Origin of the sequence: Bradyrhizobium oligotrophicum, assembly GCF_051168495.1 — a bacterium.
Classification (GTDB): Bacteria; Pseudomonadota; Alphaproteobacteria; order Rhizobiales; family Xanthobacteraceae; genus Bradyrhizobium; species Bradyrhizobium oligotrophicum_A.
Window position 1 is genome coordinate 289,527 of sequence record NZ_JBNPVB010000006.1, and the last position, 19,132, is coordinate 308,658.

The following is a 19,132-nucleotide window of genomic DNA, read 5'->3' on the forward strand; positions in this document are numbered from 1 at the left end:
AGCGCTCACGGCTTCCATTTCAGGAAGTTGGAAATCAAGGCGAGACCGAACCGCTGGCTCTTCTCGGGATGGAATTGCGTGCCGATCGCGGTGTCCTTGCCGACGATCGCGGTGACCGGACCGCCGTAGTCCGCGCGCGCCAGCACGTCGTTCTCGTTGACGGCATTCAAGTGATAGGAGTGCACGAAGTAGGCGTGCAGGCCCTTCGGCCCGAGCGGCAGCCGCTCCAGCACCGGATGCTCTTGCAGCACATCGAGCGTGTTCCATCCCATATGCGGGATCTTCAGGCTCTCGTCGCGAGGCGTGATCTTCTCGACGTCGCCGGCGACCCAGTCGAAGCCGTCGGTCGTGACATGCTCCTTGCCGCGCGTCGCCATCAGCTGCATGCCGACGCAGATGCCGAAGAACGGCCGCGCCTTTTGGCGCACCGCTTCGGTCATCGCCTCCAGCATGCCGTCCACCGAATCGAGACCGCGGCGACAGTCGGCAAAGGCGCCGACGCCGGGCAGCACGATGCGATCGGCGCGATAGACGATGTCGGGATCGCGGGTCACGACGACCTTCTGCGGATCTTCCATACTGCGCGCGGCGCGCTCGAACGCTTTCGCAGCGGAATGCAGATTGCCGGAGCCGTAATCGATGATGGCAACGCTCATCGTCCACCTCCGGGTTCGGGAAACAAGCCAATGATGCTGGCGTGCGGCAGCGGCGGCGGCCGCTGTCCGTTGCCGTTGTCGCGCGTCGGCGGTGCGGCGCCGCGATCGACGGTGTGATTGTCGTAGCCGAGATCGCTGCGCCGGGCCGCCCAGCGCTCGAAGAAGCGGCGCTCGGCGGCATCGAGATCATCGGCGACGACGACGTCGAGCTGGCGCCAATGCCTTCGCGAATAGCTCCAGCGCTTCAGGCTGGAGGCTTCGAGCCCGAGCAGGATCGCGGCCAGCAGATTGACGAGGGCGATCGTGCCGCCACCGACTCCGACCCGCACCAGGATCACGTCGAGCACGATCATCAGCACGACCCAGCCGAGCGTGGCGAGCCACAGCCGATGCCACGCCAGCCAGACGGCGCCGAGCACGGCGGCCCAGAGATGGAAGCCGTCGCGGATGAACACGAAGCGATCCGTCGAACGCAGATCGGCGCCAGAGGCGAGGGGCGCGTGGACCGTATAGACGGGCATGTCGAAAATCCCTTGGACGGGGGAGGTCAGCCGCCGAGCTGACCCTTGGTGGATGGCACTTCGCCCTGATTGCGCGGATCGATCGCGAGCGCCGCACGCAGCGCGCGCGCCAGACCCTTGAAGCAGGATTCGGCGATGTGATGGGCGTTCTCGCCGTAGAGCGTCTCGACATGCAGGGTGATGCCGGCGTTCATGGCGAAGGCGTTGAACCATTCGCGCACCAGTTCGGTGTCGAACTCGCCGATCTTGTCGCGCGCGAAAGTCGTGCGAAACACCAGCATCGGCCGGCCCGAGACGTCGATCACGACGCGCGTCAGGGTCTCGTCCATCGGCATATGGACCGAGGCATAGCGGGTGATGCCGGCCATGTCGCCGAGCGCCTGCCGCACGGCCTGGCCGAGCGCGATGCCGACGTCCTCGGTGGTGTGGTGGAAATCGATATGCAGGTCGCCGACCGCCTTGACGGTCATGTCGATGCGGGAATGCCGGGCGAGCAGATCCAGCATGTGATCGAAGAAGCCGATCCCGGTCGCGATATCAACCACTCCGGTGCCGTCGAGATTGACGGCTACCTCGATGTCGGTCTCTTTGGTCTTGCGCTTGATGGTCGCGCTACGCATGGGGTCAGCTTTCCCTCGAAAACGCGGCCCTTTTATCAGGCGGATGACACCTTAGCTACTGCGGGATGACGCTCCGAAGGCCCTGATCTCGGGCCATGGTGAGCGGATTTCAAGGCCCACGGACGCAAGCGGTCGGGCAGGGCAGGGACCCGGTAATTGTATCCCCCGGCCCGAGGCCCTAAATGAGGGCATCAACCAGGGACCCCCCATGTACGCATCCTCGAACGAGCCCACCGTCTGGCACGGCACCACGATCCTGACCGTCCGCAAGGGGGGCAGGGTGGTGGTCGGCGGCGATGGCCAGGTCTCGATCGGCCAGACCGTGATCAAGTCCAATGCCCGGAAGGTCCGCAAGCTCGGCAAGGGCGACGTCATCGGCGGCTTCGCCGGCGCCACCGCGGACGCCTTCACGCTGTTCGAGCGGCTGGAGAGCAAGCTGGAGCAGTATCCGGGGCAGCTGACCCGGGCCGCGGTCGAGCTCGCCAAGGACTGGCGCACCGACCGCTATCTGCGCCGGCTGGAGGCGATGATGATCGTGGCCGACAAGGAGGTCTCGCTGGTGCTGACCGGGACCGGCGACGTGCTGGAACCGGAGGCAGGCGTGATGGCGATCGGCTCCGGCGGCAATTATGCGCTGGCCGCGGCGCGGGCGCTGCTCGATACCGACAAGGACGCCGAGAGCATCGTCCGCCGCTCGCTCGACATCGCCGCCGACATCTGCGTCTACACCAACCGCAACGTCACCGTCGAAGCGTTGTCGGCCGAGTAGACGATGACCACGGACGAGATCGGCATCGCGACCCGACGATCGTCCGGGCTTTGGCTCGCGGTGGTGCTCGGTCTGCTGGCGCTGCAGGCCGCGCTGCTGTTCGCGATGGGCCGGCTGCCGATCTGCGCCTGCGGCACAGTGAAGCTGTGGCACGGCGCGGTGCAGAGTTCGGAGAATTCGCAGCACCTCACCGACTGGTACACGTTCTCGCACATCATCCATGGCTTCCTGTTCTATGCGCTGACCGTGCTGATCCTGCCGTTCCTGCCCTGGCAGGGCCGGCTGATCGTCGCGATGCTGATCGAGGGCGCCTGGGAGCTGGTCGAGAACTCCAGCGTCATCATCGAGCGCTATCGCGCCGCCACCATCTCGCTGGATTATTACGGCGACAGCATCGTCAACTCCGTCGGCGACAACATGGCGATGATCACCGGCTTCCTGCTGGCGCGCCTGCTGCCGGTCTGGGCGACCGTGCTGATTGCGGTCGTCTTCGAGATCTGGGTTGGCTTGCACATCCGCGACAACCTGACCCTGAACATTCTGATGCTGATCTATCCGACCGAGGCGATCCGGCAGTGGCAGGCCGGCCCGCCGCTGCTGTGAGGGCAGGGTAGCAGTGAGTGTTGGTTTCCGCCCAATGACCGACGAAGACCTGTCCGCGATCCGCGGCTGGCTGCAGCAGTCCCATGTTCGGGAATGGTGGGGTGATCCGGACGTGCAGTTGGCCTTGATCGATGGCGATCGTGACGATCCCGCGATGGATCAATACATCATGTTGCTGAACGACGAAGCGGCCGGCTATCTGCAATGCTACACGCTCACCGCATGGAACGCGGGCTTCGGCCCCCAGCCGGATGGCACCCGCGGGATCGACCTGTTCATCGCCGGCGAGGAGCACCTCGGGCGGGGTCTCGGTCCGCTCGCCATCCGGACCTTTTGCGGCCTGATGTTTCAACGCGGCGTCCCGCGCATCGTCACCGACCCGTCGCCGGCCAATGCACGTGCCATCAGCGCCTATGAAAAGGCCGGATTCCGGCGCGACCGCCTGGTCGAAACGCCGGACGGTCCGGCGCTCCTGATGTCCTGCGAGCCCGGCGACTTGCCTCACCGCCAATCCGAGCCTAGCTAGAGCCCCATGACCGACTTTTCCCCCCGCGAAATCGTCTCCGAACTCGACCGCTACATCGTCGGCCAGGCCGACGCCAAGCGGGCGGTCTCCATTGCGCTCCGCAACCGCTGGCGCCGGCTGCAGCTCGACTCCGGCCTGCGCGAGGAAGTGCTGCCGAAGAACATCCTGATGATCGGCCCGACCGGTGTCGGCAAGACGGAAATCGCGCGGCGGCTGGCCAAGCTCGCCGGCGCGCCGTTCCTCAAGGTCGAGGCGACCAAGTTCACCGAGGTCGGCTATGTCGGCCGCGACGTCGAGCAGATCATTCGCGACCTGGTCGAGGTCGCGATCGTGCAGGTGCGCGAGCGCAAGCGCAAGGACGTCGCCGCGCGCGCCCAGCTCGCCGCCGAAGAGCGCGTGCTCGATGCGCTGGTCGGCGCCAATTCCAGTGCGGCGACCCGCGACTCGTTTCGCCGCAAGCTGCGCGCCGGCGAATTGAACGACAAGGAAATCGAGGTCGAGACGCAGTCGTCCGGCGGCGGCCTGCCGATGTTCGAGATCCCGGGCATGCCGGGCGCGCAGATGGGCGCGATCTCGATCGGCGACATTTTCGGCAAGCTCGGCGGCCGCACCAAGACCCGGCGGCTGACGGTCGAGGCCTCGCACGACATCCTGATCGCCGAGGAATCCGACAAGCTGCTCGACAACGACCAGCTGACGCAGGAAGCGATCAGCGTCGTCGAGAACAACGGCATCGTGTTCCTCGACGAGATCGACAAGATCTGCGTGCGCGAGAACCGCCAGGGCGGCGACGTGTCGCGCGAGGGCGTGCAGCGCGACCTGCTGCCGCTGATCGAGGGCACGACGGTCTCGACCAAGCACGGTGCGGTCAAGACCGACCACATCCTTTTCATCGCGTCGGGCGCCTTCCACATCGCCAAGCCCTCGGACCTGCTGCCGGAACTGCAGGGCCGGCTGCCGATCCGCGTCGAGCTGCAGGCGCTGACGCGCGACGACATGCGCCGCATCCTGACCGAGCCGGAGGCATCGCTGATCAAGCAGTATGTCGCACTGATGAAAACGGAGGGCGTGACGCTCGACATCACCGACGACGCCATCGATGCGCTGGCCGACGTGGCGGTCGCGGTGAATTCCACCGTCGAGAACATCGGCGCGCGGCGGCTGCAGACGGTGATGGAACGCGTGCTCGACGAGATCTCCTTCACGGCATCCGACCGCACCGGCGAGACGATGCGCGTCGACGCCGCCTATGTGCAGCAGCACATCGGCGATCTCGCCAAGAACACCGATCTGAGTAGGTTTATTTTGTAAGCGGCTGCGCTTCGTAGCAACGTCGCCTGTTTGCGACGTGCCCGCCTCATACTCCGCTGTCGTCCCCGCGAACGCGGGGACCCATAACCACCAGCTATCGTCGCGGCACAAGATGGCGGCCCCAGCCTTGCCTCAACATGGACAGCGGTGGCTATGGATCCCGGCCCTGCGCATCGACAGCGCAGCCGCGCCGTCGATGCCTGGCCGGGACGGCACCGTTGGGTGGGATGAAGACCTGCTCAAGACGCGCCGCCACTCGGGCTTGGCATGACCGGCGCCTACAGCAGACACTGGCGCCTGATGCTCGCCGTCAACGCCGCGGTGATGCTGGGCGTCTTTCTGCACAAGCTCACGCTGCCGCCCTACATCCCCTACATCCACCTGCTGGTCGACTATCATTTCGGCTTCATCAAGCGCGCGCTGATCGGGGCCATCGTCGGCCTGTTCACCGCGAAGGTGCCGGTCTGGCTGGTGTTCGCGCTCGCCGGCAGCGTCTGGCTGATGACCTTCGCATTGTTCGTGCAGCTATTCCGCCGAACCTTTGGCATTGAACGCGGCCAGCTGCCGCTGCTGATCTTCACGGCCGGCTCGCCGTTCGTGTTCAAGAACTTCCTGTTCACGCTCGGCCATTTCGACATCTATGGCTGCCTCGGCGCCATCATCCTGCTGCTGGTGCCGGCCGGCTCGCTCGCCTACGTGCTCTTCGCGGCACTCATCTCAGCGGCTCTCGTCCTGATCCATCACATCCATCTCCTGATGTATGTGCCGACCATCGCCGCGATCGTGGTGCTGCGCCATTATTTGACCCGTGCCATCACGCGGCGCGATCTCGCCGTCGGCGCAGGCGCGCTGGCAGGTCTCGGCGTGTTGTTCCTGGCGGCCCAGTTCGCCGGCACCATGCCGATTCCCGAGGCCGACTTCGTGCACTATCTGCAGACGCGAATGGTCGATCCGTCGCGCACCGCGCTGCTGCAGTTCGCCTATGTCTGGTACCAGCCGCTGGCCAAGGAGGTGCAGGACACCTGGGCGCGGCTGCCGTCGAACCTGCTCGGCGTTCCCGTCTACGCGCTGCTGCTCTGGCTGCATGCGCCGCTGTGGCGCCAGCTCAGGGACACCATCAATGCTTTGTCCGAGCAGCCCCATCGCCAAATCGTCATCGCCGCGTTGATCGTCATCAGCCTCGCCTACGCCGTGATGTTCGCGATGGTGTTCGACTATTCGCGATGGATCTCGAGCTGGGTCGTCTGCATGGTGCTGATGCTGCATGCGGTGAAGACGCTGCCGGCGACCAGGCCGATTGCACCGATCGACGCCGACGATCGCAAGACCACGATCCTGGGGTGGATCGTCACCGTGATCCCGCGGGTCGGCATCATCCGCCCGTTCTGATGGTCAGCCGCGCGGGCGCCGGATGCGGACATAGAGCGCGCCGGCGCCACCATGGCCGGTATGGGCCTCCTCGAAGCCGACGATCAGCGAGCGGAATTCCGGCAGGCTCAGCCAGTGCGGCACCTGCCGCCTGAGCACGCCGCGTTCGGGATCTGCGCCGATCGTGCCCTTGCCGGTGATCACCAGCACGAAGGTGAGGCCGTCATGCTGCGCGCGGTGCAGAAAATGATGCAGCGCCTGGTGCGCGCGGCTTTGGGTCATGCCGTGAAGGTCGAGCCGCGCGTCGATCTCGCTACGGCCGCGCGACAGTTTGGAGCGCTCCTTGCGGCCGAGTGACACCAGCGGCGGAATCACCGGCCTGGCCGGTTTAGGTGCGACGACCGGCACGACCTGACGCTGCGTCATGGTCGGCTTGTCCGGCTGTGGTTCGGACGTCGTCATCGGTGGATGCGGCCGCACTGGCCGCGGCTTCTTGCGCAGCGGCTTGACCTGTCGCGCCACCAGCTCCCACAGCGTGCGCTCGTCCTCGGAGAGGCCCCGCTTGCGACGGCCGCGCGGCGGCTCGGGATCATGCGACATGGACGCGGCGATTCATCGGTGATTGCGGTGGCGTCTGCCATAACGCAATCGGCGGATATTGCGATCACTTTCAATGCGGGGCCGGGCCTCCGGCAGCGGGACCGGCTGTGGCGCCACGACATTCTGCGCGACCGTGGTCGCCGGGCTGGCGCTGGCCGCCGGGGCAGGGGCTTTCGCATCCTTGACCGCCGCTGCTGCGGCGACCTTGCCGGACTGATCCTGATTGACCGGCTCCTTGGGAGCGTCCGTCGGCAGCACCTGCGGAAACAGTTTTGCGATCTTCTCCGACGGGCGTGCATCCGGCAGCGGCATCTTGCGGCCGCGCGCGACCGGATCGAGGCTCTTCGGCACCAGCATCACGAACTGGATGCTGTGCTTGAGCCGGCCGGACACCTTGCCGGCGTCCTGTCCGGCACCGAAGTAGAGATCGGCACGCGCGGGCCCGACGATCGCCGATCCCGTGTCCTGCGCGATCATGAGCCGGTGAAACGGGTTCTTCTGCTTCTCCGAGTCGATCGGCAGCTCGCCGGTGATGAAGAACGGCGTGCCGTAAACATGCAACGACTTGTCGACCGCGATCGAGCGGCCCGGCGTCAACGGAATGCCCTGGGCGCCGATCGCCTCGTCCTTCTCCGACAGCTGCACCTCGCGGAAGAAGATGTAGGAACGGTTTGTCCGGCGCAGCTCGTTGGCGCCTTCCGGATTCTGCTCCATCCAGTCGCGGATGCGCTGCATCGACATCTGCTCGCGCGGAATGATGCCGCGCTCGATCAGGACGCGGCCGACCGGCGTGTAGGGAAAGCCATTATAGGCATCGTAGTTGATGCGCACGGTCGAGCCGTCATCGAGGCTGATGCGCGCCGAACCCTGGATCTGTGCGAACAGCAGATCCGTCTGATTCCTGAGCCAGGCGATCTCCAGCCCGCGGCCTTCGATGGCACCGTCCTCGATCTCCGCGCGATCATAGTAAGGCACGAGCTTGCGCCGTCCGATCTTGCGATAGACCGCGCCCTTGTTGGGCAAACTCGTCGCGTCCTGCTTGAAGCCGCGGACGAACAGGTTCGAGGGACGGCGATAGACCGGAACGTTGTAGACCTCGTTCTGGGTGCGCGATCCTTCGATGACGGGCTCGTAGTAGCCGGTGACGAAGCCGTCGGAATCGCCGAGCTTTGAGATCTTCAGCGGCTCGAAGTGCCGCTCGAAGAAAGCTCTTGCTGCGGCGTTGTCTGCAAGATCGGCCGCCCGCGCCTCGCGACAGGGATCACGCAAGGAATCGCCCAGCGCCTTGTCCTCGGCCGCGCCGTCGGGCTTGGCGGCGATCGGCCTGCAGCTGGCGCGGAACGTCCGGTAGGCCGCGAGCTGGTCATCGTCGTTCCAGCCGGGCACGTCGTTCCAGGTCAGTGGCAGATACTGACTGTTGGCAATCTCGAGCGGCGAATCCAGCTGAGGGTAGGGCAGGTGGCGCACCGGCGCCGCGGCGGAATGGTGGCGCGCGCGCACGGCCTCCGCTGCGTAAGGCGCGAGCACGACGGCCGCGACGCTCAACGCAAGCGCCGGGGTCCAGTATTTGAGGTGACGGGCCGTAAAACCCCGCTTCCAAATTTCGCGAACCATGCCTGCACCATCAAAGTACCACTCAACGCGAAACTCGAAAAAAGGGAACTTCAAAAAGCCGGCATTTCAAGAGCGGGAGATCCGCATCGTCCTCCGTTGGAAAGCAGTGACCGCCGAATCCACGGCCGCAGGCCACGGGAGCCGCCGGCCGGTTCGCATCAATTGCTGCCGGTGCCGACCAGCTTCCAGTTCGGGTCGCGCGAACCGGTGTCGCGGGCAAACGTCCAGATGTCGGTGATGTCGGCGACCTTCTCCGGATTGCCGTCGACGATGTTGCCGGTCTTGTCGCGGGTCACGGAGATCATCTGTGAAACGAACCGCACCGTGAGCTGCGCCGTGCGATCGCGCACGTCGGCGCCGACCAGTTCGGCGGTGTCGATGGAGACGAACCGGGTCTCCGTCTTCTGCTCGTGCTTCTCGCGATCCTTGATGACGGAATCGAAGCTGTCATAGACCTCCGACGACAGCAGATCGCGCAGCGCGCGCCGGTCGCCATTGGCGAAGGCCAGAACGATCATCTCATAGGCGCTGCGGGCGCCGGTCAGGAAATGACGCGGATCGAACGACGCATCGCCGGCGACGATGGCATCGAGGCCACGGGCGAGCGGCGTCCCCGGTTCGGCCAGACCACGCCAGCGATCGCTCGGCACGCCGATGTCGGCGCCCGCGCTCGGGCCGGCCGGATCGATCGGAGCACCGGGAACCGGTATCACATGGTTGTCGGGCGCGCCCTGCACGGCGTTCCGGGCGGCGCGATCGAACGGCGTTCGCTCGCTGCCGGTGCGCTGCCCGAGCACCGCGCGCAGGCGCACGAAGATGAAGACCGCCAATGCCAGGAAGATGATGGTATAAATGTCCACGTCGTGTTCGCTTTCTGACTTGTCGGGCCGGACGCGGGGTCTGGCCATCGAACGCCCGTCTACCAAGAACCGGGTAAAGACCGATGAACGGCCCGTCTCCGGAGGATGTAGTCATCGAATTGGGCCCAGCCAATGGCGCATTGTGGCACGCCAATCCTAACCCTTTTCCCGGCCAAGGGGAAATCGGATCGCCCCGGTCCCGACGGTGCCCCATTCACGGCGTGCGACAAATCGAGGCAGACGGACGGGAAGAACTCGTATTTGGTGGCCCTGGCGGCGCCCAGCGGCTCGTCCTTGTGGAACAAGCCGGCCCTATGGTAGCCACGCGCCGCAACGAACCGCCCCTTTGTGCCTGGAGAACACTTCGATGACCAACGGTAACGGCGCCACACCCGAGGCGGCCCCTCCTCCTCAACTGAACGTGCTGGCGCAATACATCAAGGATCTCTCGTTCGAGAACCCCAACGCGCCGCAGTCCCTGGCGCCCCAGGGTCAGCCGCCGCAGATCAATATTCAGATCAATGTCGGCGCCAACAGCCTGGCCGACACCGAATATGAAGTGACCCTGACGATCGAAGGCAAGGCCGAGAGCGGCAGCCAAATCATGTTCAGCTTCGAGCTGGTCTATGGCGGCGTGTTCCGGCTGGTGAACATCCCGCGCGAGAACCTCTCGCCGATGCTGCTGATCGAATGCCCGCGGCTGCTGTTCCCGTTCGCCCGCGAGATCGTCGCCAACTCGGTGCGCGATGGCGGCTTCCCGCCGCTGATGCTGGACCCGGTCGATTTCGTCGGCCTGTACCGCCAGAACATGGAGCGTCAGGCTGCCGCCGAGGCCGCACAGGGCCGGCCCAGCTGATCGGTTGAGGCTTTTATTTTCGATGATTGACGGACGTGGTCCGCGGCCGGATGGCGCGGATCACGTCCCGGACAGAAATTCCATCCAGATCGGCTTGTCGCCGAGGGTGGCAATGAAGGCGCGATGCGCCTCCCGCTCCGCCTCGGTGACGCGCGGAGCCAACGGCACATCGCGCTGGCGGCGCGGCGTATCGCCCCCCACGCCGACACGGATCTCCTGGGTTTCCTGAGTCAGGATCAACTGCGACTGCCGCGCGCCGACCAGGTCGACATAGACCTCGGCCAGCAGCTCGGCGTCGAGCAGCGCGCCGTGCTTGGTGCGGCGTGAATTGTCGATCGCATAGCGCGAGCACAGATCGTCGAGCCGGTTCGACACGCCGGGATGCTTGCGCCGCGCCAGCAACAGCGTATCGACCAGACGCTCTCGCGGGATCGGCGCACGTTTGACGCGATCGAGCTCGGCATTGATGAAGCCGATATCGAACGACGCGTTGTGGATCACCAACGGTGCATCGCCGATGAACTCCAGGAAGTCCTCGACCACCTCGTGAAACAGCGGCTTGTCGGCCAGGAATTCCGTCGACAGGCCGTGGACCGCGAAGGCCTCGGCCGGCATGTCGCGCTGCGGATTGATGTAGCGGTGATAAACCTGCCCGGTCGGCATGCGGTTGACGATCTCAACGCAGCCGATTTCGACCAGGCGATCGCCGCGCAGCGCGTCGAGGCCGGTGGTTTCGGTGTCGAGGACGATCTCGCGCATCTGACTTGACCCGTTGACAGAACTTGCAAGCCGGCGAATCAGCCGCGCCGCTGCGGCATTCTAACGACCTCGGCCAGGATGTCGCGGATGCGCGCCCGGACCGGGTCGAGTCCATCGGACGTATCCACGACGAAATCGGCGCGCCGTCGCTTCTCGGCATCCGGCATCTGCCGCGCCAGCAGCGCATCGAGCGCCTCTTCCGTCATCGTGCCGCGCGCCAGGATTCGCTGACGCTGGATCTCCGGGGAGGTCGAGACAACGACCACGGCATCGACCCGCTTGTCGCCGCCGGTTTCGAACAGCAGCGGGACATCGACGACGGCGACCGGCGCGCCGGAGCGCTCGGCGGTGTCCAGGAAAGCCTGATGATAGGACCGCAGCATCGGGTGCACGATGGCTTCGAGACGGCGGATCGCTTCGGGATCACCGACGACCTTGGCCGACAGCTTGGCCCGGTCGACCTTGCCGTCCACGGTCGTTCCGGGAAACGCGGCTTCGACGGCCGGCGCAGCCTCACTTGCATAGACCTGATGGACGGTGGCATCGGCGTCGTAGACGGGTACGCCGGCTTCGGCGAACAGCTTCGCGGTGGTCGATTTCCCCATGCCCATGGAGCCGGTCAGCCCGAGCACTCTCATCCCGCCTTCGCTCCCGTAACCTTGCCTTGGAACCGCCTCGCCTCAGAACCTGAGCAGCCTTGCTTCGCGGAAATACGCCAGCAGCGGCAGCAATGGCAGGCCGAGAATGGTGAAGTGATCGCCGTCGATCCGGTCGAACAGATGCACGCCGAGCCCTTCGAGCTGATAGGCTCCGACGCTCGACAAGACGGCCTGGCCGGCTGCATCGAGATAGGCGGCCACGTCGCTCTCGGTCAGGGTACGCATCGTCATCCAGGCGACCGCGACATGCGAGAACAGCACCTCGCCGTTGTTCACGACGGCGATCGCCGAATGCAGCGCATGGGTGCGCCCGGCCAAGGCCAGCAGCTGATGCATGGCCTGCTGCCGGCCGGCGGGCTTGTTGAACATGCGTTCGCCGAGCGCGAGCGTCTGGTCCGCTCCGACGACATAGGAATTGGGCTTGATCGCCGAGACCGCCTGCGCCTTCGCCACGGCCAGGTGCAGCGCGATCTCATAAGGCGCGACCAGCCCGGCCTCGGCTTGAATCGCACGCTCGTCGATGTCGGCCGGCACCGCCTCGCACGCCAGACCGGCGTTCTCCAGAAGCATGCGTCGCGCTCGGCTCTGCGAAGCCAGAACCAGCTTCTCGTCACCACACCACAAGGTCATCGTCGTCAGCTCATTCCGGCAGGCGCTGCCGCTGCCGGTCGGTATAGAGTTTGATGATAGCGGCCGCGGTCTCTTCGATCGAGCGACGCGTCACGTCGAGCATGACCCAGTTGAATCTCGCACTGAGCTTGCGGGCATAGGCGACCTCATCGGTCACCGACTGCTTGTCGACATAGGTCTCGTTGCCGGATTCTGCACCCATGCTGAGCAGCCGATTTTGCCGCACCTGGATCAGCCGCTCCGGCGTCGCATGCAGGCTGACCACCAGCGGCTTCTTCAGCGTCTCCAGCTGACGCGGAATCGGGATGCCCGGAACCAGCGGCACGTTCGCCGTGCGCACGCCGCGGTTGGCGAGATAGATCGATGTCGGCGTCTTCGAGGTCCGGCTGACGCCGACCAGGACCACATCGGCGTCCTCGAGACCGTCGACCATCTGGCCGTCATCGTGGAGCATCGTGTAGTTCAGCGCGTCGATGCGCGCGAAATATTCGGCGTTCAGCACGTGCTGGGCGCCGACGCGGCCGGCGGTCGACGCGCCGAGATAGGCCTCGAACAGCTGCATCACCGGACCGATGATCGACAGGCTCGGGATGTTGATCTGCTGGCACTTGCCTTCCAGCCGGCTGACCAGGTCCTTCTCCAGCAGCGTGAACAGCACGATGCCCGGCGCTTCCTCGATCTCGTCGAGCACGCGATCGAGCTGCTTCTGGCTGCGTACCAGCGGATACACGTGCTCGACCGGCGTCACGTTGGCGTATTGCGCGGCGACGGCTCGCGCGACCGTGATCAGTGTTTCACCTGTCGAATCGGAAACCAGATGCAGGTGAAAGTAATTTCCGGTGGTGGGCATCAAATCCTTAACGATCTGTGAATCCCTGTGAAGGACGGGGTCAAAAAGCGGCCCGCGGCGGCCCCTTCTGTATAACCCCGAAAGTTCTTCACATGGCCGCAAGCCGGGATAATTCGAGCGGGTGCTCCGATGATATCGGGAGGCGGTTCATTTGTCTCTGGATAAGCTGTCCATGGTCGCGGACAAGCTCTTGAGTCACATCGGACTCCGGCCGGGGCAGGTCGCAGTCGAAGGCCTGTTGAAGGATGTGAACAAGCTGCGGAAAATCCGCTGGCTGAATTGCATGAGTCCAATCCACCGTTACCTAGACTCAAACCTTAAGATTCTAAAATTATTTGGTTTGGAAGCGATCGTGCGAGCGGATATGTCTCGCCTCCCGATGCGAGCACCCCCGCGAGAGGATCGCCCGACCGATGTACGAGTGGATCAAGGCGCTGCATGTCATTGCCGTCATCGCGTGGATGGCCGGCATGCTCTATCTGCCGCGCCTGTTCGTCTATCACTGCGATGCAGAGATCGGCTCGAAGCAGTCCGAGACCTTCAAGGTCATGGAACGTCGCCTGTTCAAGGCGATCATCAATCCAGCCATGATCGTGACCTGGCTTGCCGGACTGTACATGGCCTGGGCCGGTCACTGGTATGCCAGCGGCTGGTTTCACGGCAAGTTTCTGCTCGTTCTGATCCTCTCCGGCGTGCACGGCATGTTTTCCCGCTACGTCAAGGAATTTGCCGCTGACCGGAATACCAGAAGCCAGAAGTTTTATCGATATATCAATGAGTTACCTACTCTCCTGATGATCGGCATCGTGATTCTCGTGATCGTCAAGCCGTTCTGATCGATTTTCCAGGCAATACCGCTCCGCTGCATTCGCCTTGCGGAGGCGAGCGCAATTTTCTATATTCCTGACATCCCACCCCACGCAGGCGGATGTGGTTGCGTTCCGGCTCGACCGGCCGCCGCATCAGGTCTGGTGCCTCATTGGCGCCAACCTTGCTCAGACCTGCGGACCTCATTTTCGTCCGCCTTCCCACAGCCACCTCGCATCCCTCCCAAGTCGCTTCCACAGGACCACCCCCATGCGGGAAATCAAACTCCAGGACCTCAAGTCTAAGACGCCGGCCGAGCTCGTTTCCTTCGCGGAGGAAAACGGGGTCGAGAACGCCAGCACGATGCGCAAGCAGGAGCTGATGTTCGCCATCCTCAAACAGCTCGCGATCCAGGAAACCGACATCATCGGTGAGGGCGTCGTTGAGGTTCTGTCGGACGGCTTCGGATTTCTGCGGTCACCGGATGCCAACTACCTTCCTGGCCCCGATGACATCTACGTGTCACCCTCGCAGATCCGCCGCTTCGGCCTGCGCACCGGCGATACCATCGAGGGCCACATCCGCAGCCCGAAAGAGGGTGAGCGCTATTTCGCGCTGCTCAAGGTCAACACGCTGAACTTCGAGGATCCCGAGAAGTCCAAGCACAAGGTCAATTTCGACAACCTCACGCCGCTGTTTCCGGACGAGCGCTTCCGGCTCGAGCTGGAGGACGCGACCCGCAAGGATCTGTCGTCGCGCGTGATCGACATCGTCGCGCCGATCGGCAAGGGTCAGCGCGCGCTGATCGTCGCGCCGCCGCGCACCGGCAAGACGGTGCTGATGCAGAACATCGCGCATTCGATCACAGCCAATCATCCCGAGTGCTATCTGATCGTGCTGCTGATCGACGAGCGCCCGGAGGAAGTCACGGACATGCAGCGCTCGGTGAAGGGTGAGGTCGTGTCGTCGACCTTCGACGAGCCGGCGGTGCGCCACGTGCAGGTCGCGGAGATGGTGATCGAGAAGGCCAAGCGCCTGGTCGAGCATGGCCGCGACGTCGTCATCCTGCTCGACTCGATCACCCGTCTCGGCCGCGCCTACAACACCGTCGTGCCGTCCTCCGGCAAGGTGCTGACCGGCGGCGTCGACGCCAACGCGCTGCAGCGGCCGAAGCGCTTCTTCGGTGCCGCCCGCAACATCGAGGAAGGCGGCTCGCTCACGATCATCGCCACCGCGCTGGTCGACACCGGCAGCCGCATGGACGAGGTCATCTTCGAAGAGTTCAAGGGCACCGGCAATTCCGAGCTCATCCTCGACCGCAAGGTCGCCGACAAGCGGACCTTCCCGGCGATCGACATCGCCCGCTCCGGCACCCGCAAGGAAGAGCTCATCACCGAGCCGCAGAACCTCAAGAAGATGTACGTGCTGCGCCGCATCCTCAACCCGATGGGCACCATGGATGCGATCGACTTCCTGCTCGACAAGCTGCGCAGCACCAAGAGCAACTCCGAGTTCTTCGAGTCGATGAATACCTGATCGGTCCACGATCTCCGGGTTTGGAAAGGGCGCTCTCCGGAGCGCCCTTTTTGTTTGTCGTTGATTGTTTGTCGGTGCACGACGCGCGCGCCTGCGCGGGGCGGTCGAACGCGGCGGCGATCCCCGCGTAAAGCATGCCACTGCAAACCGATTGTCTTTCTGTGCCCGTGAGGCCAACTGAGGATCATGCATCCTCACGACCAGACCATCTTCGCGCTGTCCTCCGGACGCCTGCCGAGCGCGATCGCCATCGTCAGACTCTCCGGCTCGTACGCCGGGGCTGCGCTGCAGATGCTCGCCGGAAAGATGCCGGCGCCCCGGATGGCGACGCGGGCGTTGCTTCGCGATGCCAACGGAGAGCCGATCGACGATGCGGTCGTGCTGTGGTTTCCGGGACCGGCGAGTGCGACCGGAGAGGACGTCGCCGAATTGCATGTCCATGGCAGCCGCGCCGTCATCGCAACGCTGTTCTCCGTGCTGTCGGCACTGCCGCAGCTGCGGACCGCGGAGCCGGGGGAGTTCACACGGCGGGCCTTCCAGAACGGCAAGATCGATCTGACGGAGGCCGAAGGGCTCGATGACCTGATCCATGCCGACACCGACCGCCAGCGGCGCCAGGCGCTGCGGCAGCTCAAAGGTCTGCTCGGCGACAAGGCGCGGAGCTGGCGCGACCAGATCATCGAGGCCTCGGCCCTGATCGAGGCGGGAATCGATTTCGCCGACGAAGGCGACGTGCCGGCCGAGCTGATGGCGCCGGCGCTGTTGCGGATCAGGCAGTTGCTTACCGAGATCGAACAGGTCTTGGCGGCGCAGGGTCGAGCCGAGCGTCTGCGCGAGGGTCTGACTGTGGTGATTGCCGGACCGCCGAATGCCGGCAAGTCCACCTTGATGAACCAGCTGGCCCGGCGCGAGGTGGCGATCGTCTCGCCGCACGCCGGCACCACGCGTGACCTGATCGAGGTTCAACTCGACCTCGACGGCTATCCGGTGACGGTGATCGATACGGCGGGGATCCGTGAGACGGACGATCCGGTGGAGCAGGAGGGTGTCCGACGCGCGAGGGACCGCGCAGCGCAAGCCGATTTGGTGCTGTGGTTGTCGGAGGATGATCAGGTGGAGGCAGAGCGGCAGGGCGACACGCCGGTCTGGCTGGTCCGCAACAAGATCGATTTGGCGGGGGAAGCGACGTCCGCTTCGGGGACGCATGCGATGTTTGGCATCTCGGCGCAGAGCGGGGAAGGAATGGGTGCGCTGCTGGAGGCTCTGGTCGGCTTTGCCCGCGATTACTTCGGCGCGACGGAGAACGGCCTCGTCACGCGCGAGCGGCAGCGGCAGTTGCTTCAACAGTCAGCCAAGGCATTGCGGCGGAGTCTGACGACGATTGATCTCGGTGAAGAGCTCATGGCCGAGGAGCTGAGGGTCGCCGCATTTGCATTGGGCCGGCTGTTGGGGCGGGTCGACGTGGAGGATCTGTTGGATGTGATCTTCCGGGAGTTCTGCATCGGGAAATAGGGGGCTGATCGGCCCCTGCTCCCATTATACTTAACGAATGGTTGCTTGGTTAACCGAACGTCAATTGTTTCACGTGAAACAGAGGGTGCGGATACCGTCGGGATGTTTCACGTGAAACATCCCGAAAATCCCGGTGCGAATGTTTCACGTGAAACGTCTTTCGAGCTTGATCCGCGAGCGCTAGATATCCGGCCATGAGCGAGCATCTGAAATCTTACGACGTCATCGTCATCGGTGGTGGTCACGCCGGCTGTGAAGCCGCGGCGGCCGCGGTGCGGATGGCTGCGTCCACGGCGCTGGTCACCCACCAGTTCGCCACCATCGGCGCCATGTCCTGCAATCCGGCGATCGGCGGATTGGGAAAGGGACATCTGGTGCGGGAGGTCGATGCGCTGGATGGTCTCATGGGTCGCGTCGCTGATGCCGGTGGCATCCAGTTTCGGGTCTTGAACCGTCGCAAGGGTCCGGCCGTCCGCGGTCCACGCGCCCAGGCGGACCGGAAGCTCTACGCCGCAGCCATGCAGACGGCGATCCGGGAGACGGCGAACCTCGACGTCATCGAAGGCGAGGCGGATGAACTGATCGTCAGCGAGGGTTGCATCGCCGGGATCAGGCTGGCCGATGGACGGACCATCGCCTGCGGTGCTGTCGTGATCACGACCGGCACCTTTCTGCGCGGCCTCATCCATCTCGGTGAAAAGACTTGGCCCGCGGGTCGCGTCGACGAGGCGCCGGCGCTGGGTCTGTCTCGGTCGCTCGAAGCCATCGGCTTTCGTCTCGGCCGTCTCAAGACCGGGACGCCGCCGCGTCTGGACGGGTCGACGATCGACTGGGGCGCGGTCGAGATGCAGCCCGGGGATGATCCGCCCGAGCCGTTCTCGGTCCTGACCCAGGAGATCACGACGCCGCAGATCCAGTGCGGCATCACCCGGACCACGACCGCGACCCACGACGTGATCCGCGCCAACGTGCATCGCTCGCCGATGTACTCCGGCCAGATCAAGTCGACCGGCCCCCGCTATTGCCCGTCGGTCGAGGACAAGATCGTCCGCTTCGGCGATCGCGATGGACACCAGATCTTCCTCGAGCCGGAAGGGCTCGACGATTCCACGGTCTATCCGAACGGCATCTCCACTTCGCTGCCGGAGGACGTCCAGCTGGCGCTGCTGCCGACCATCCCGGGCCTCGAGCGGGTCCGCATGATCCGTCCGGGCTATGCGATCGAGTATGACCATGTCGACCCGCGCGAGCTGGAGCCGACCCTCCAGACCAAGCGGATGAAGGGTCTGTTCCTGGCGGGCCAGATCAACGGCACCACCGGCTACGAGGAGGCCGCGGGCCAGGGCCTGGTGGCCGGACTCAACGCGGCGCTCGTGGCCGGAGGCGGGGAGCCGATCGTGTTCGATCGTGCCGACGGCTATCTCGGGGTCATGATCGATGACCTCGTGACGCGCGGGATCACTGAGCCGTACCGGATGTTCACCTCGCGCGCCGAGTATCGTCTGACCTTGCGCGCCGACAATGCCGACCAGCGCCTGACCGACAAGGGCATTGCCCTGGGCTGCGTCGGCGAGGATCGCGCGAGTTTCCACCGGACCAAGATGGACGCGCTCGCGGCCGCCCGGTCGCTCGCAATGTCACTGACGATCACGCCAAACGAAGCGGCGAAGCATGGGCTCACGCTCAATCGCGATGGCCAACGCCGGTCTGCTTTCGAGTTGATGGCCTACCCCGAGATCGGCTTCTCCGAGGTTCGCTCCATCTGGCCGGAGCTCGGTTCCATTGCGCCGTCGATCGCCACCCATCTTGAGATCGACGCCAAATACGACGTCTATGTTCGCCGGCAGAGCGAAGACGTCGATGCCTTCAGGCGCGACGAAGGCCTAGTGTTGGGAGACATCGACTACGCGCTCGTTCCCGGACTGTCGAACGAGGCGCGTGCAAAGCTGGCGGCCGCGAAGCCGTGGACGATCGGGCAGGCGGGACGGATCGACGGCATGACGCCGGCGGCGCTCGGAATCCTCGCCGCGTATCTTCGCCGAGAGGCGCGGCGCAACAAGGCTATGGGCTGAGGG

General features: G+C 64.7%; 20 protein-coding genes. 10 read left to right on the plus strand and 10 right to left on the minus strand.

Features of this window, described 5'->3' with window-relative positions; translation table 11 throughout:
• Window positions 1-5 precede the first annotated feature (5 nt).
• Genes hisH through hisB form a run of 3 tightly spaced genes read right to left on the minus strand, consistent with a single transcriptional unit; the run spans window position 6 to window position 1,797 of the window.
• Window positions 6-656, minus strand: a complete 651-nt coding sequence (hisH, locus tag ACQR1B_RS14890) for an imidazole glycerol phosphate synthase subunit HisH (protein WP_434835901.1) — start codon at window positions 654-656, stop codon at window positions 6-8.
• The gene (locus ACQR1B_RS14895) at window positions 653-1,177 is read right to left on the minus strand and encodes a DUF2628 domain-containing protein (protein ID WP_434835900.1); all 525 of its coding nucleotides are present in this window, start codon (window positions 1,175-1,177) and stop codon (window positions 653-655) included. Before ACQR1B_RS14895 ends, hisH begins: the two co-directional genes overlap by 4 nt.
• A 26-nt stretch (window positions 1,178-1,203) precedes the next feature.
• The gene (gene hisB, locus ACQR1B_RS14900; RefSeq protein WP_434835899.1) at window positions 1,204-1,797 is read right to left on the minus strand and encodes an imidazoleglycerol-phosphate dehydratase HisB; all 594 of its coding nucleotides are present in this window, start codon (window positions 1,795-1,797) and stop codon (window positions 1,204-1,206) included.
• A gap of 208 nt (window positions 1,798-2,005) precedes the next feature.
• On the opposite strand from hisB, the gene hslV reads away from it, so the two are divergent.
• The 5 genes from hslV to ACQR1B_RS14925 all read left to right on the plus strand — a co-directional run bounded on the left by hslV (window position 2,006) and on the right by ACQR1B_RS14925 (window position 6,395).
• Complete coding sequence (gene hslV / locus ACQR1B_RS14905; RefSeq protein ID WP_434835898.1) at window positions 2,006-2,566, plus strand: ATP-dependent protease subunit HslV; 561 nt, start codon at window positions 2,006-2,008, stop codon at window positions 2,564-2,566.
• A gap of 3 nt (window positions 2,567-2,569) precedes the next feature.
• On the plus strand, window positions 2,570-3,169 hold the full coding sequence (locus ACQR1B_RS14910; protein ID WP_434835897.1) for a DUF2585 domain-containing protein: 600 nt from the start codon (window positions 2,570-2,572) through the stop codon (window positions 3,167-3,169).
• A gap of 34 nt (window positions 3,170-3,203) precedes the next feature.
• Window positions 3,204-3,695 carry a GNAT family N-acetyltransferase gene (locus ACQR1B_RS14915; RefSeq protein WP_434835896.1) on the plus strand — a complete coding sequence of 164 codons (492 nt, stop codon included), beginning with the start codon at window positions 3,204-3,206 and terminating at the stop codon, window positions 3,693-3,695.
• A 6-nt stretch (window positions 3,696-3,701) separates the two neighbouring features.
• Window positions 3,702-5,006: an ATP-dependent protease ATPase subunit HslU gene (gene hslU, locus ACQR1B_RS14920; RefSeq protein WP_434835895.1), complete on the plus strand. Its 1,305-nt coding sequence runs from the start codon at window positions 3,702-3,704 to the stop codon at window positions 5,004-5,006.
• A 267-nt stretch (window positions 5,007-5,273) separates the two neighbouring features.
• A complete protein-coding gene (locus ACQR1B_RS14925; RefSeq protein WP_434835894.1) occupies window positions 5,274-6,395 on the plus strand; it encodes a hypothetical protein in 1,122 nt (373 codons plus the stop codon).
• 3 nt (window positions 6,396-6,398) lie between these two features.
• Here ACQR1B_RS14925 and ACQR1B_RS14930 read toward each other — a convergent pair whose 3' ends face one another.
• From ACQR1B_RS14930 to ACQR1B_RS14940, 3 genes are all read right to left on the minus strand, one after another.
• A complete protein-coding gene (locus ACQR1B_RS14930) occupies window positions 6,399-6,974 on the minus strand; it encodes a Smr/MutS family protein (RefSeq protein ID WP_434835893.1) in 576 nt (191 codons plus the stop codon).
• Between the two features lie 12 nt (window positions 6,975-6,986).
• Window positions 6,987-8,588, minus strand: a complete 1,602-nt coding sequence (mltA, locus tag ACQR1B_RS14935; protein ID WP_434835892.1) for a murein transglycosylase A — start codon at window positions 8,586-8,588, stop codon at window positions 6,987-6,989.
• A gap of 158 nt (window positions 8,589-8,746) precedes the next feature.
• Window positions 8,747-9,448, minus strand: a complete 702-nt coding sequence (locus ACQR1B_RS14940) for a Tim44/TimA family putative adaptor protein (protein ID WP_434835891.1) — start codon at window positions 9,446-9,448, stop codon at window positions 8,747-8,749.
• A gap of 367 nt (window positions 9,449-9,815) precedes the next feature.
• Here ACQR1B_RS14940 and secB point away from each other — a divergent pair, with 367 nt between their 5' ends.
• Window positions 9,816-10,304, plus strand: coding sequence for a protein-export chaperone SecB (secB, locus tag ACQR1B_RS14945; RefSeq protein ID WP_434835890.1), 489 nt, complete (start codon window positions 9,816-9,818; stop codon window positions 10,302-10,304).
• A 60-nt stretch (window positions 10,305-10,364) separates the two neighbouring features.
• On the opposite strand, the gene dnaQ is transcribed toward secB, so the two are convergent.
• From dnaQ to ACQR1B_RS14965, 4 genes are read right to left on the minus strand one after another with little or no spacing between them, the layout of a single operon-like run.
• Window positions 10,365-11,063 (minus strand): DNA polymerase III subunit epsilon, encoded by a 699-nt coding sequence (gene dnaQ / locus ACQR1B_RS14950; protein ID WP_434835889.1) that lies wholly within the window; start codon window positions 11,061-11,063, stop codon window positions 10,365-10,367.
• Window positions 11,064-11,101: 38 nt separating this feature from the next.
• The gene (gene coaE, locus ACQR1B_RS14955; RefSeq protein ID WP_434835888.1) at window positions 11,102-11,701 is read right to left on the minus strand and encodes a dephospho-CoA kinase; all 600 of its coding nucleotides are present in this window, start codon (window positions 11,699-11,701) and stop codon (window positions 11,102-11,104) included.
• Between the two features lie 42 nt (window positions 11,702-11,743).
• Window positions 11,744-12,352, minus strand: a complete 609-nt coding sequence (locus ACQR1B_RS14960) for a Maf family protein (protein WP_434835887.1) — start codon at window positions 12,350-12,352, stop codon at window positions 11,744-11,746.
• Window positions 12,353-12,362: 10 nt separating this feature from the next.
• Window positions 12,363-13,202 carry a pyruvate, water dikinase regulatory protein gene (locus tag ACQR1B_RS14965; RefSeq protein WP_434835886.1) on the minus strand — a complete coding sequence of 280 codons (840 nt, stop codon included), beginning with the start codon at window positions 13,200-13,202 and terminating at the stop codon, window positions 12,363-12,365.
• A gap of 413 nt (window positions 13,203-13,615) precedes the next feature.
• Between ACQR1B_RS14965 and hemJ the strand changes: the two genes are divergently transcribed.
• The 4 genes from hemJ to mnmG all read left to right on the plus strand — a co-directional run bounded on the left by hemJ (window position 13,616) and on the right by mnmG (window position 19,129).
• Window positions 13,616-14,038 (plus strand): protoporphyrinogen oxidase HemJ, encoded by a 423-nt coding sequence (hemJ, locus tag ACQR1B_RS14970; protein ID WP_434835885.1) that lies wholly within the window; start codon window positions 13,616-13,618, stop codon window positions 14,036-14,038.
• Between the two features lie 241 nt (window positions 14,039-14,279).
• Complete coding sequence (gene rho, locus ACQR1B_RS14975) at window positions 14,280-15,545, plus strand: transcription termination factor Rho (protein WP_434835884.1); 1,266 nt, start codon at window positions 14,280-14,282, stop codon at window positions 15,543-15,545.
• Between the two features lie 186 nt (window positions 15,546-15,731).
• A complete protein-coding gene (gene mnmE / locus ACQR1B_RS14980; RefSeq protein WP_434835883.1) occupies window positions 15,732-17,057 on the plus strand; it encodes a tRNA uridine-5-carboxymethylaminomethyl(34) synthesis GTPase MnmE in 1,326 nt (441 codons plus the stop codon).
• A 194-nt stretch (window positions 17,058-17,251) separates the two neighbouring features.
• Window positions 17,252-19,129 (plus strand): tRNA uridine-5-carboxymethylaminomethyl(34) synthesis enzyme MnmG, encoded by a 1,878-nt coding sequence (gene mnmG, locus ACQR1B_RS14985; protein WP_434835882.1) that lies wholly within the window; start codon window positions 17,252-17,254, stop codon window positions 19,127-19,129.
• Window positions 19,130-19,132: the final 3 nt, after the last annotated feature.